The sequence below is a fragment of the Stagnimonas aquatica genome, from assembly GCF_003730135.1.
Classification (GTDB): Bacteria; Pseudomonadota; Gammaproteobacteria; order Nevskiales; family Nevskiaceae; genus Stagnimonas; species Stagnimonas aquatica.
The window spans coordinates 205,603-218,345 of the sequence record NZ_RJVO01000004.1; the positions used below are offsets into that span (position 1 = coordinate 205,603).

A 12,743-nucleotide genomic window follows, 5' to 3' on the forward strand; every position below is an offset into this window, starting at 1 on the left:
CGCGGAGTTTAGGCCAGTGCGTCGGCCAGGTCTGCTCGCAAATCGGCCAGATCCTCGATGCCCACCGACAGCCGGCACAGCGAGTCGGAGATGCCCAGTGCCGCGCGCTGCGCCGCCGGCACGCTGGCGTGGGTCATGATCGCCGGGTGCTCGATCAGGCTCTCGACGCCGCCCAGCGATTCGGCCAGGGCGAACAGCCGCGTGCGTTCGAGAAAGCGCCGCGATTCCTCCAGGCCGCCCTTCAGCTCGATGGAGATCATGCCGCCGTAGCCACGCGGCATCTGCCGCTGGGCGAGCGCGTGCTGCGGATGCGAGCGCAGGCCGGGGTAGTGGACCCTTGCCACCTTCGGGTGCGCTTCCAGCCACTCGGCCAGCGCCTGCGCGTTCTCGCAATGGCGCTGCATGCGCAGCGCGAGCGTCTTCACCCCGCGCAGGGCGAGATAGCTGTCGAAGGGGCCAAGCACTGCGCCGACCGCGTTCTGCAAAAACGTCAGGCGCTCCTGCAATTCGTTATCGGCGCCGGCGATCAAGAGGCCATTGACCACGTCGGAATGGCCGTTGATGTACTTGGTCGCGGAATGCATCACGCCACTGAAACCCTGCTCCAGCGGCCGTTGCAGATAGGGGCTGGCGAAGGTGTTGTCGGCCCAGGCCGGGATGCCGTGCCGGCGGGCGATCTCGCCGATGGCGGAGAGGTCGGCGAGCTTGAGCATGGGGTTGGTGGGGGTTTCCACCCAGATCAAGCGCGTCTCGGGCGTGATCGCCGCCTCGACGTTCTTAGGCTCGCGCAGATCGACAAAGCTGAACCTGAGCCCCGCCGACTTCGCGCGCACCCGCGCGAATAGCCGGTAACTGCCGCCGTAGAGATCGTCACTGGCGATCACATGCGCGCCCGGCTCCAGGGTGTCGAGCAGGGTGGCGGTGGCCGCCAGCCCGGAAGCAAAGGCATAGCCGCGCGCGCCGCCTTCGAGGTCAGCGACGCAGCGCTCGTAGGCATAGCGGGTCGGGTTGTGGCTGCGCGAGTACTCGTAGCCCTTGTGCACGCCCGGACTTTCCTGCGCGTAGGTCGAAGACAGCGAGATCGGCGGCATGATCGCGCCGGTGGTCGGGTCCGGCGCCTGGCCGGCGTGGATGCAGCGGGTGGCGAAGTGGGCGTCGTCTTTCATGGTCTGTTGCTGTCTTGTCACCTTCCCCCGCTTGCGGGGGAAGGCCGGGATGGGGGCGTTTCGTTCAGGGCGTCGAGTATCACTTGCAGCACCGCCTCTGTCTCTTTGAAGACCGCGTCATTCCAGAAGCGTATTAGCCGATAACCGAGTGCCTTCAGCGCCGATTCGCGCTGCTGGTCATGGGCGGTTTGCTCAATGTGCTGGCTGCCGTCGAGTTCGACGACCAAGTAGCTTTCTAGGCAGACGAAGTCAGCGATGTAGTGACCGATGGGGACTTGGCGGCGGAATCGGTGGCCGGCCAGCTGACGCAGGCGAAGGCGCTGCCAAAGGTGGCGTTCGGCATCGGTGAGCTGCTTGCGCAACTGCATCGCGCGTTGTTGGGTATTGGCATTGCGCATACCGCCCCCTCCCTAGCCCTCCCCCGCAGGCGGGGGAGGGAATTTCATACCGCCCGAGCCCTCTCACCGCAGTAGCTCCCTCCCCCGCCTGCGGGGGAGGGCTGGGGTGGGGGCGTTTGTTCTCGCTCAGCCCAACTGCTTCCTCAGATAGTTGAGCAGGTCGATCTTGGTGATGAGCCCAACAAAGCGCCCAGCCTCGGCGACCACCGCGACCAGATCCTTGGCGAAGATCGGCAGCAACTCCGCGACCGGCGCGCCGGGGGCGATGGTGACGACCTCGCGGCTCATCGCCGCCGACACCGGCTCCTTGAAACGCGCCGGGTCGGCGTGCACCTGCAAGAGCAGATCGGATTCATCGAGGATGCCGACCACCGCATCGCCCTCCATCACCGGCAGTTGCGAGACATCGAACAGCTTCATGCGCCGGTAGGCGTGCAGCAGCGTGTCCTCCGGGCGCACGGTCACCGCCGAGCCCTCGGCGTAGCGGCGCACGATCAGGTCCAGCAGATTGCCGTGACTCGGCCGCTCCAGCAGGCCCTGCTCGAACATCCAGAAGTCGTTGTACATCTTGCTCAGGTACTTGTTGCCGCTGTCGCAGACGAAGCTGACCACGCGCTTGGGCGCGGTCTGCTCGCGGCAATAGCGCAGCGCTGCCGCCAGCAGGGTGCCGGTGGAGGAGCCGCCGAGGATGCCCTCCTTGGCCAGCAGTTCGCGGGCGGTGAAGAAGCTCTCGGCGTCGGGGATCTCGTAGGCGGCCTTGACCCGGGCGAGGTCGCAGTTGGGCGGGATGAAGTCTTCGCCGATGCCTTCCACCAGCCAGCTTCCGGCCTCCTTCTGGATCGTTCCGGTCTTGACCACGTCCACCAGGATCGAGCCCTTGGGGTCGGCCAGCACCATCTCCACATGCGGAGCGACCCGCGCGAAGTAGCGCGACAGGCCGGTGAGCGTGCCGCCGCTGCCGACGCCGACCACCACGGCGTCGAGCATCTGCTGGCTCTGCGCCCAGATCTCCGGGCCGGTGGTCGCCTCGTGCGCGTAGGGGTTGGCCGGGTTGGCGAACTGGTTGACGTAGAAGGCGCCGGTCTCGCGGGCGAGGCGTTCGGCGATGTCCTGGTAGTACTCGGGATGGCCCTTGCCGACATCGCTGCGGGTGATGTGGATCTCGGCGCCCAGCGCCTTCAGGTGCAGCACCTTTTCCTGCGCCATCTTGTCGGGGATCACCAGGGTCAGCCGGTAGCCTTTCTGGGCGGCGACCAGGGCCAGGCCCAGGCCGGTGTTGCCGGCGGTGGCTTCCACCAGCCGGCCGCCGGGCTGGATGCGGCCCTCGCGCTCGGCAGCTTCGATCATCGACAGACCGATGCGGTCCTTGATGCTGCCGGTGGGGTTCTGGTTTTCCAGTTTCACGAACAGCCGGCAGGGGCCGCTGTCCAGGTTCTTCAGCTCGACCAGCGGAGTGTTGCCGATGGTGTCGAGCACGCGGCCATCACGGCGCATGTCTGCTCCTTGCCAATACGGATATGGGCCCGAGGCTAGCACGGGCTGTTTCCGATTTCGGATTGCGGATTTCGAGTTGAACCGCCACCCTGCGCGCAATCCGCAATCCGCAATCCGCAATCCGCAATCCGCAATCCGCAATCCGCAATCCGCAATCCGCAATGCCCTACAGCCCCGACAACCTGGTCTGGATGGACCTGGAGATGACCGGCCTCGATCCGCAGCAGGACCGCATCATCGAGATCGCCACCCTGGTCACCGACAAGAACCTCAATCTGCTGGCCGAAGGGCCGGTGCTGGCGATCCATCAGAGCGAGGAGGTGCTGGCGATGATGGACGCCTGGAACTGGCGCACCCACGGCAAGTCGGGCCTGGTCGAGCGGGTGAGGCAATCGACGGTGATGGAGGCCGACGCGGTGCGGGCGACGCTGGACTTCCTGCGCCCGTGGCTACCGCCGCGCAGCTCGCCCTTGTGCGGCAACTCGATCTGCCAGGACCGTCGCTTCCTGGCGCGCTGGATGCCGGAGCTGGAGCGCTTCCTGCACTACCGCAATCTCGATGTCTCGACGGTCAAGGAGCTGGCGGCACGCTGGGCGCCGGAGACCCTGAAGCGCCTGAAGAAGGAAGGCAGCCACCAGGCGCTGGACGACATCCGCGAGTCGGTGGAAGAGCTGCGTCACTACCGCGCGCAGTTGTTCCGGGTCTGAAGTCGCTCAGATCGCCAGGCGCAGGTGCACGCAGGCGCCGCCGAGGCCGGCGCTGCGTTGCAGCAGCAGTTCGCCGCCGTAGGCCTCGACGATCTCGCGCACCGCCGCCAGGCCCAGGCCCTGGCCTTCCTGACGGCTGTCGGCGCGGGCGCCGCGCTCCAGCAGGGCGTCGGCCTCGTCGGGAAAGCCGGGGCCGTCGTCCTCCACCGTCAGCAGCAGCCGCTCGCGTTCGCGCACCGCGCCGATCTGCAGGCGGCCGCGCCCGTACTTGGCGGCGTTGTCCATGAGGTTGCCCAGCAGCTCGTAGAGGTCGCCCTGGTCGGCGCGGGCGCGCACGCTGGCGGGGATGTCGAGCTGGATCTTCAGCCCGCGACGGGCGTAGACCTTGCTCAGCGCGGCCGCGATCTTTTCGGCCAGCGGCCGTAGCGGCACCGCTTCCGCCAGCGCCCGCTGGCCGCCACGGCTGACGGCGCGCTGCAACTGGTGGTCGACGATGTGCTGCATGCGTTGCAGCTGCTCGCCCAGCAGCTTCGAGGAGTCCGCTGCCAGCGGGCGCTCGGCGACCCCGCGCAGCACCGCCAGCGGGGTCTTCAGCGAATGGGCGAGATCGCCCAGGGCATTGCGGTAGCGCGACTGCCGATTGCGCTCGGCGCTGATCATGGTGTTCAGGCCCTGGGTCAGCGGCAGCAGCTCCTCCGGGTAGGCGCCCTCGATCTGCACGCGGTTGCCGCTTTCCACCTCGCGCAATTCCCGCACCAGCCGGCGCAGCGGCCGCAGGCTCCAGCGCAGCACCAGGCCCTGCAGCAGCAGCAGTACCACGGCGGCGCCGCCCAGCCACAGCGCCAGGGTGCGGCGGTAGACGCCGAGCTGCGAGCGGTAGGCGCCGTTGTCTTCCATCAGCAGCAGCGTGTAGCGGCGCTCGACATCGGCCTCGCCGGAATAGCGCAGGCCGAACAGCAGCACGAAGCGGTCGGAGAGTTCCTCGAAGCGCCATTCGCCGACCGGCTGCAAGGGCGGGGTGGGCACGTTGTCGCGCAGGCTCTGCGAGCCCCAGAGCAGGGCGGCGCTGTCGCTGAACAGCGCCGCCTCCAGGCCCGACTGCGGATGCTCCAGGCGCGGGTCCGGCATCTGGTAGGAGGAGAAGCTCAGCTCGCCGTAGTCGTTCGGCTCGGCCACGCCCAGCAGCGCGTAGGCCAGCGCCTGCATGCGCTCCAGCTGCGACTGCCGGGCGCTGGTTTCAAAGGCGCGGTCCAGGCTGAGGCCGCACAGGGCGGTGAACACCACCAGGGTCAGCGAGGCGGCGATCAGCAGGCGAGTGCGTAGGGAGCCCATGGCTCGATTCCGGCTCCGGCAGTGCCGGGGCCTTCAATGGCTCAGGCGCGCGCCAGGTCCCAGCGATAGCCCGAGCCACGCAGGGTGGTGATCGGGTTGATCGTCGCCTCCGGGTCCAGCTTCTGGCGCAGGCGGCGGATGAATACCTCGATGACATTGCTGTCGCGCTCGGTTTCCTCCGAGTAGAGGTGCTCGGACAGCTCGGACTTGGAGATCACCTTGCCGGCATGGGTCAGCAGGTATTCCAGCACGCGGTATTCGTAGCTGGTGAGGTCCACCGTGACGCCGTCCACCTGCAATTGCTTGGAGCCGGTGTCCAGCGCATAGGGGCCACTGCTCAGGGTGGCGCTGGCCCAGCCGCCGGTGCGACGCAGCAGGGCGCGCACCCGTGCCAGCAGCTCCGGAGTGTCGAAGGGCTTGACCAGGTAGTCGTCGGCGCCGGCTTCCAGGCCCTCGACCTTGTTCTGCCAGCCGTCGCGGGCGGTGAGGATCAGCACCGGCACGGTGCGCCCGGCCTTGCGCAGGCGGCGGATCAGTTCGACACCACCCAGCTTGGGCAGGCCGAGGTCGATCACCGCCAGGTCGATGGGGTACTCCTGAGCCATGTACAGGCCCTGCTCGCCGTCGCCGGCGCTCTCGGCCACGTAACCCTCGTCGGCAAAGGCCTGGCTGATCTGGGCACGCAGGGCGGGTTCGTCTTCAACGATCAGGATGCGCATGGCTGGTTTCAGTGGTGTGAGGGTTCAATCGGGGACGAAGACGATGCGGACATCGCCGTTTTTGATCAGCTTGACCCGCCAGCCGTCGTGCGCCTGCTCCACGGACAACACCCGGCCGCCGCCGTTCAACTGCTGCGCCTGCCGGGCGGCCTCGCCTGCAGACAGGTCGTCTTCCTCGGTCCGGTCTTCGGCCGCAGAGAATCCGGCGGCCGGCAGATGCCGTTGCGACCCATTGGAGGGCCAGTGCGGTGGCTGGGCCGGCAGTGGCGCCTGCACCTGCATCAGCCGGGCCGGCTCCAGCGCTCCGGCCGCAGACGCGCTGCCGGTCCAGAGCAGGGCGAGCAGGCTGGTGAGGAGCAGGCGGGGCATTTCGGTGGCGGTCTTGAGGGGTTAGTAGCGCGCCGGAGCGACCTCGACCTCGACCGCAATGCGGTTGCCGGGGTCATAGGGCATGCGGGTGCTGTAGCTGCGGCCGTTGTAGCGGTAGGTCACATCGTAACCTTCGATGCGTTCTTCGTAGCGGCTGTCTTCGACGGTGCGGCAACGCGGCTCGTAGGCGACCCGCTCGCGGTAGTAATCATCGCCGCGCGAGTAGCTGTTGCGGACGGCGTTGGAGCCGACGCTGGCACCGATCAGCGCGCCGATGGCGGTGGCGATCTGCTTGCCCGAGCCCTCGCTGAACTGATGGCCGGCGGCGCCGCCGATGACGCCGCCCAGCACCGCGCCGGCGGTGTTGTCGAACGAGTTGCCACGGCCGCCACCGCCACGGTAGCTGTCGCGGTAGGTCACCCGCTCGTCCCAGCACTCCTGGCGCGGCTGGCTGACCCGGACCTGGCTGTAGACCGGGCGCGAGGAAATCACCTGGGCGTAGTCGGTTTCGCGGTAGTCGCGGTCGTAGCCGCCCTGGTAGCGACCTCCGGCCTCAGCGACGGTGGTGAACAGGCTGCTGGCGGTGACGAGGGCGATCAGGGTGGGCTTGTGCATGGAAGGCTCCAGGGCGTGCACCCGCGTGGATTGCGGGCTGGTAGGCACACTAGGCGGGTGAACTGAATTGTCCCTGAATTTTTTCCGTTGTTTTGGGGATTCGCTGGCGGGCGTCGAAGCTGGGTTCTCCCGGAGCGCGAATTGCTACGGATTCCGCAAGCACGCTCCGGCTCAGCCACCGGTCTTGCCGGCGGTGGCGAACTTCTGCAACTGCTGCGGCGTGAAGTACTTGGGGTCCTTTTCCCAGTCGTACTCGATCAGCTTGGATTCCTCGTTGGTGAGGTTGATGGCGACGTAGCGGCGCGATTGCAGGTCGTAATGCACCTGCACGCCGTTGACCACCACCGGCACGTTGGCGAAGTTGATCGAATGGCTCTCGGCGGTGCGCCAGAACTGGCCGCGCTCGTCGTAGATGTCCTGCAAGTGCACGATCCAGGAATCCTCGTCGAGCCAGAACGTGCGCTTCTTGTAGCGGTGGTTGAAGCCGGGCTTGACCTCCGCCTCGATCACCCAGCAGCGGTGCAGTTCATAGCGGGTGAGGTCGCGGCGGATATGCCCCTTCTGGGCGATGTCCTTGTACTTGAGCTTGGGGTCGTAGAGGCGGTAGCTGTTGTAGGGGATCAGCACCTCCTTCTTGCCGACCAGCTTGATCGTGTAGCGGTCCAGCGGGCCGTTGAACATGTCCAACTGGTCGTGGGTCATCAGGCCGTCGAACAAGGGGTTGTCGTAGCCGACTTCGCCGATACGCCGCACCCGCTGCAAGCCGGGATTGAACTCCCAGACGCCGGTGTTCTCGGCCTTGCGGTCGATGGGTACGTGCAGCAGGTCGGAGGTGCCGGCCTTGTTCGGCGGGGCAACGGTCTTGATCAGCGCGTAGAGGTTCTGGTTGTTGAGCGTGTCCAGCGTGGTCTTCGGGTTGTTGTAGACGAAGCTCAGCTCCACGTAATTGCGCTCGGCCACCCAGCTGCCGTCGGCCTGGGTTGGAATCGCGTTGAGGTAACCCTTAAAGCCCTTGGTGTTGTAGCGCATGATGTGATTCCACATCACCTCGGTGCCGTTCTTGGGGATGGGGAAGGGATAACCCTGCGCCGCGCCCTTGAAGCCGTAACCCTCGTTGGTCAGCTCGACCCTGGTGGCGTTGTTCTTGGTTGCCTCGTTGAACCAGGCCGGGTAGCTGGCGCTGCGCCGGGTCGGGTAGACCGGCATCTGGTAGCTGTCCGGAAAGGTCTTGAACAGCATCTTCTGGCCTTCGGTCAGCAAGGCCTCGTACTGCTTCAGGTTGGCGCTGGTGATGGTGTAGAGCGGCTTGTCCTCGGCATAGGGATTCGCCCCGCGCGGATAGTCCTTCTGCGGCAGGCCACCTTCCCAGGCCGGGATAGTGCCGGCCTTGTTGCCGGCGCGCTCGGCGCCCATGGGGGTCAGCTCGGTGTCGAGCTTGGCTGCTTCGGCGGTGCTGACTTTGGCGAGGGCCGGTGGTAGCTGGATAAGTCCCACGGCCAGCAGCAGGGCCGGCAGATGGCGAGTCATGTTGTTTTCTCCTCGTTGGGTTTACAGCCCCAGCACCTGCCGCAAGGCGGCTTCGAGCTGGTTCATATCCTTGGTGGTCAGGCGTCCGGATTTGTTCAAGAGCCTCTGCTTGTCCACGGTCCTTACCTGATCGCAGACCGCACGAATGCCTTCGCCGGCCGAGGGCAGGGCTAGCACGATGGGTGGGCGTGGGGTCGCGCTGCTGGTCAAGGGCACCACGACCACGGTCCTTCGGGCGCGATTGAGGGCATCGACGCTCAAGATCACACAGGGGCGGGTCTTGCGAATCTCGGAGCCGAGCGTGGGGTCGAGGTTGACCCACCATAACTCACCGCGCTGCATCGAGGCCGTCCGGGCTGGTGATGTCCCAGTCGGCCATTTCCTCCCGCAGTCGGCTGTCCTGCTCCACGGCCAGCGCCGACTGGTAGAGGGCGGACTCCTGCTTGTCGAGTTCGCGTTCGAGCAGCTCGGCGATGAACTTGCTGCGCTGCCGCGCAGGCACGGCCGACTTGAGCCGCGCGGCAAGCGCGTCGGGGAGGCTCATCAATAGCTGGGTCATGGCATGGCTCCAATTTTCATCGTCTATATATTATCGCAACGATGTTTATTGGATCGTCAGGCCACCCGAGGGTTTCATCGGCAGGAACTTCGCGCACAGCCAGGCCAGAGCCGGCAGCATCAGCAGCGCGCCGAGCAGGTTGGCGGTGAACATGGTCACCAGCAGCAGGCCCATGTCGGCCTGGAACTGCAGGCCGGAGAACAGCCACATCGCCACCGCGACGATCAGGGTCAGCGAGGTGAACAGCACCGCCTTGCCGGTCGAGCGCAGGGCCTGCATGTAGGCCTCGCGCAGGCTCAAGCCGCGCCCGAGGTAGTGGGCGAACACGCCCCAGAGATAGATGCCGTCGTCAACGCCGATGCCGACCCCGAAGGCCGCCACCGGCAGGGTCGCCGCCTTCATGCCGATGCCGATGCTGGCCATGAAGCCGTAGGTGAGCAGCGAGCAGAGCACCAGCGGGGTGATGATGCAGATCACCGCGGCCAGTGAGCGGAACGACAGCCAGACGAAGATCAGCAGGGTCAGGTGCACCCAGACGATCACCACCACCTCGCGGGCCCGGATCTCCTCGTTGGTGGCGGCCATCACGCCGACATTGCCGCTGGCGAGCCGGTAGTTGACGCCGCTGCCTGGCGCCTCCTGCGCCTGGTAGTCCTTCACCACCGCCAGCACCCGGTCGAGGGTCTCGGCGCGGTGGTCACTGGTGAACACCAGCACCGGCATGCGCGAGCAATCGAGGTTCTGCAGGCCGGCGGAAGAGGGAATGCGCCCGACCAGTTGCGCCATCGCGTCGCGGTTGCGCGGCAGCACCTTCCAGCTCGGCGCGTTCTCGTTCCACAGGCCGCGCACTTCGCGCGCCACGGTCGGCAGCGCCAGCGCCGAGGCCACGCCCTCGGTGTTCTGCAGGCGCCAGACCAGGCCGTCGAGATTGTCCATCACCCGGTGATCGAGGCAGCCGTACTCGCCGGTCTCGGCGATCACCTTGAGAATATCGACGCCGATGGCGAAGTTGTTCACCACCACCGCCGAATCGTGGTTGTAGCGGCTGTCGGGGCGCAACTCCGGCACCCCGGCCTGGGCGTCGCCGACGGTGAGCTTGGGATACATATGGATCGCCCAGGCCAGTGCCAGCAGGCACAGCGCCAAGAGCGGCAGCGCGCCGCGCGCGGTGGCGAACACGCTCAGGCGCCGCCACAGCGGCTCGCCCATCGCGCGCCGGCGATGGTGGCGCGCGGCGAACTGCGCCGGATCGGCCACCCGCACCCAGCTGAGCAGGATCGGCAGCAGCAGCTTGTTGGTGGCGATCACCGCCGCCATGCCCATCGCCGCGTTGAGCGCCATCTCGCGGACGATGTCGATCTGGATGAAAGCGAGCGTGGCAAAGCCGATGACGTCGGTGAGGATGGCGATGGTGCCGGGAATCGCCAGGCGGCGGAAGGTCTGGATCGAGGCTTCCAGCGGCGTGAACTGGTTCTCCGCCACCTCGTTGGCCCAGCCGTTGACGTACTGCACGCCGTGGCTGACGCCGATGGAAAGGATCAGGAAGGGCACCAGGATCGCGAAGGGATCGAGGCCGAAACCGGCCAGTCGCAGCAGGCCCAGCTCCCAGACCACCGCCACCAGCGCCGCCAGCAGCGGCAGCAGCGCCAGCCGCAGCGAGCCGCAGAACCACCAGAGCAGGCCCAGGGTCAGCGCCATCGCCACGAAGAAGTAGGCGATCACCTCGGTGCTGGCGTCGGTGACATCGCCGATCACCTTGGCGAAGCCGATGATGTGCACGCTCAAGCCCGGCGCGTAGTCGGGATTGGCAACCGCCTTCACGCTCAACTCGTCGCCGTCGACCAAGATCGCCTGGCCCTCGGCGTCCTTCTGCTCGGCCTCGAAGCGCTGGTAGCGCAGCTTCCAGCCGTAGTCGGTGTAGCCATGCCAGACGATGTCGCCGGCCCGGTAGGGTGCGTGGTCGGCCTTCAGCCGGTACTCGTAGAGCGTTGGTGAGGCGATGCGCTGGCGCAGCTGGTCTTCCAGCAGGTCGGCGAGGCGCTTGTAGTCGAGCTTCTCGCCAGTGACCGGATGATGCTCCAACAGCTCGGCGACGATCAGCGCGCCGTTCTGGTCGCTGGCGACATAGCGGCCGATGATCCCGGCCTTGGCCACCCGCTGGCGGATGTCGGCGAGCATCTCCGGGCTCGGCGTGTAGTTGCGCGGCACCACGTTGCCGAGATTGATGCCGCCTTCCACCACCTCGAAATAGGTGAGGTCGGGGGTGAACAGCGAGGACACCCGCGTGCGGTCGACGCCGGGCAGGAAGAACACCGCGTCGCTGAGCGTCTTCAGGCGGTCGAGGAACAGCGGGTCGTAGATCGTTGGCTTTTCTGCGCCCGGAGCGACGGCGCCGCCCTCGCGCATCAGCGCGATGCTGATCAGGTTGGCGCCGCCGAAGGCCTGCTGGTACTCCTTGAACACCTTCATGTAGGGGTGTTCGAGCGGAATCTGCTTCTCGAAACCGGCATCCGGTTTCAACTGGAGGGCCTGGAGGCCGAACAGCAAGCTCAGCAGCAGCAGCACCGAGAAGCTCAGCCAGCGCCGGGCATAGATCAGCGGAATCACCGCCCGCAGGATCGCCTCGGTCACTCCGGGACGCGCGCCGTCTGCCGCCACAACTCCTCCGTTTGCTGGCTGATCTGGCGGAAAGCTTACGCGATGCGCCGCGACCTGCCAGCCGCCTCAGCGCAGGCTGGCCTGCACGGCCGGCCAGTCCAGTTCCAGCGGCTCGCTGGGCCAGTCGCCGCTGGCGGCGATGGCGGCGCGCAGGCTGGCGATACGCTCTTGGGTCGCCGGGTGCGAGGACAGCAGCGCCGGCGGCTGCAAATCGCCGGCTTCGCGTTGCAGGGTCTCGAACATGCTGGGCATGCCGGCCGGGTTGATCCGCGCGGCGCGCAGGGCTTTCAAGCCCTCCAGGTCGGCTTCGCGCTCGGCCTCGCGGGAGTAGGACAACTGGCTCAGCCCGGTGACCATCTGCGCGATCCCCGAGAGATCGCCAAAGATCATCCCCAGGCCGGCGCTGATGCCCAGGCTCTGCGCCATCGCCCGCAGCGAGTGCCGCTGCTCGACGTGCTGCACCTCGTGCGCAAGCACGCCGGCCAGCTCTTCGGCGCTGCCGGCGGCGGCGATCAGGCCGCTGTGGACCACCACCACACCGCCCGGAATGGCGAAGGCATTGATGCTGTTGTCGCGCGCCAGAAACCAGCGGTAGTGGTAGCGCGAGCCGGCGGTGAGCCGTTCGCCGATGGTTTGCACCGCGCGGTTGGCCTCAGTGTTCTCGATCAGCCGCAATTGGCGCTGCTGCGCTTTCCAGATGGCTTCGCCCAGCTTCTGTTCCTGCGCCACCGGCACCAGGCCGGCGAGCCGGCTGGTGAGTGCGCTGGCATTCCACAGCAGCAGGCCCAGCAGCAGCGCCGGCAGCAGGAACCACAGCAGCATGGCGCCGACGCTCAGCCGCCAGACGGCGCGGTGACGACGCTGATGGCCGCGCAAGCCGGCGATGGCGGTGGCCAGTGCCGCTGGTGGTTGCGCCGCCAGTTGCTGTTGCAGCGCGGCATCCTCCAGTGCCAGCGACCAGCGGCCTTGACCGTCCTGCCACTCGAAGCGCCAGACGCTGTCGTTGAAGCCGCCCACCGAGAGCTGCAACTCGCCCAGCGGCAGCGACAGACGGCGGCCCTCGGGCAGGCCGAGTTGCAACTGGTAGCTGTCGAGCTGGACAGGCAGACGGGCGCCGGTCGTGGGCAGACCGGGACCGTGGACGAGGGCGGTGAAGTTCATGCCGATGAGCGGGCTTGGGGGTGGGCAGGGCGGCGGGC

At 67.0% G+C, this 12,743-nt stretch carries 13 protein-coding genes; 1 reads left to right on the top strand and 12 read right to left on the bottom strand.

Features of this window, described 5'->3' with window-relative positions:
- Positions 1–8: 8 nt before the first annotated feature.
- The 3 genes from ED208_RS10495 to ED208_RS10505 all read right to left on the bottom strand — a co-directional run bounded on the left by ED208_RS10495 (position 9) and on the right by ED208_RS10505 (position 3,058).
- On the bottom strand, positions 9–1,166 hold the full coding sequence (locus ED208_RS10495; protein WP_123211846.1) for a trans-sulfuration enzyme family protein: 1,158 nt from the start codon (positions 1,164–1,166) through the stop codon (positions 9–11).
- Positions 1,167–1,183: 17 nt separating this feature from the next.
- On the bottom strand, positions 1,184–1,564 hold the full coding sequence (locus ED208_RS10500; RefSeq protein WP_123211847.1) for an endonuclease domain-containing protein: 381 nt from the start codon (positions 1,562–1,564) through the stop codon (positions 1,184–1,186).
- A 126-nt stretch (positions 1,565–1,690) separates the two neighbouring features.
- Positions 1,691–3,058 (bottom strand): pyridoxal-phosphate dependent enzyme, encoded by a 1,368-nt coding sequence (locus ED208_RS10505; RefSeq protein WP_123211848.1) that lies wholly within the window; start codon positions 3,056–3,058, stop codon positions 1,691–1,693.
- Positions 3,059–3,219: 161 nt separating this feature from the next.
- Between ED208_RS10505 and orn the strand changes: the two genes are divergently transcribed.
- Positions 3,220–3,765, top strand: coding sequence for an oligoribonuclease (gene orn, locus ED208_RS10510; RefSeq protein ID WP_123211849.1), 546 nt, complete (start codon positions 3,220–3,222; stop codon positions 3,763–3,765).
- A 6-nt stretch (positions 3,766–3,771) separates the two neighbouring features.
- On the opposite strand, the gene ED208_RS10515 is transcribed toward orn, so the two are convergent.
- The 9 genes from ED208_RS10515 to ED208_RS10555 form a co-directional block, all read right to left on the bottom strand.
- Entirely contained in the window at positions 3,772–5,097 is a 1,326-nt protein-coding gene (locus ED208_RS10515) for an ATP-binding protein (RefSeq protein ID WP_123211850.1), read from the bottom strand.
- A gap of 41 nt (positions 5,098–5,138) precedes the next feature.
- Positions 5,139–5,816, bottom strand: a complete 678-nt coding sequence (locus ED208_RS10520; protein ID WP_123211851.1) for a response regulator transcription factor — start codon at positions 5,814–5,816, stop codon at positions 5,139–5,141.
- Between the two features lie 24 nt (positions 5,817–5,840).
- Positions 5,841–6,185: a hypothetical protein gene (locus ED208_RS10525; protein WP_123211852.1), complete on the bottom strand. Its 345-nt coding sequence runs from the start codon at positions 6,183–6,185 to the stop codon at positions 5,841–5,843.
- Positions 6,186–6,206: 21 nt separating this feature from the next.
- On the bottom strand, positions 6,207–6,800 hold the full coding sequence (locus ED208_RS10530; RefSeq protein WP_123211853.1) for a glycine zipper 2TM domain-containing protein: 594 nt from the start codon (positions 6,798–6,800) through the stop codon (positions 6,207–6,209).
- Between the two features lie 171 nt (positions 6,801–6,971).
- Positions 6,972–8,327: a DUF1329 domain-containing protein gene (locus tag ED208_RS10535; protein ID WP_123211854.1), complete on the bottom strand. Its 1,356-nt coding sequence runs from the start codon at positions 8,325–8,327 to the stop codon at positions 6,972–6,974.
- Positions 8,328–8,348: 21 nt separating this feature from the next.
- A complete protein-coding gene (locus ED208_RS10540) occupies positions 8,349–8,669 on the bottom strand; it encodes a type II toxin-antitoxin system PemK/MazF family toxin (RefSeq protein WP_123211855.1) in 321 nt (106 codons plus the stop codon).
- On the bottom strand, positions 8,656–8,886 hold the full coding sequence (locus ED208_RS10545; RefSeq protein ID WP_123211856.1) for a DUF8778 family protein: 231 nt from the start codon (positions 8,884–8,886) through the stop codon (positions 8,656–8,658). The genes ED208_RS10540 and ED208_RS10545 overlap by 14 nt, the downstream gene beginning before the upstream one ends.
- A 45-nt stretch (positions 8,887–8,931) precedes the next feature.
- A complete protein-coding gene (locus ED208_RS10550) occupies positions 8,932–11,517 on the bottom strand; it encodes an efflux RND transporter permease subunit (protein ID WP_123211857.1) in 2,586 nt (861 codons plus the stop codon).
- Positions 11,518–11,610: 93 nt separating this feature from the next.
- The gene (locus tag ED208_RS10555; protein WP_123211858.1) at positions 11,611–12,705 is read right to left on the bottom strand and encodes a M48 family metallopeptidase; all 1,095 of its coding nucleotides are present in this window, start codon (positions 12,703–12,705) and stop codon (positions 11,611–11,613) included.
- Between the last annotated feature and the right edge of the window lie 38 nt (positions 12,706–12,743).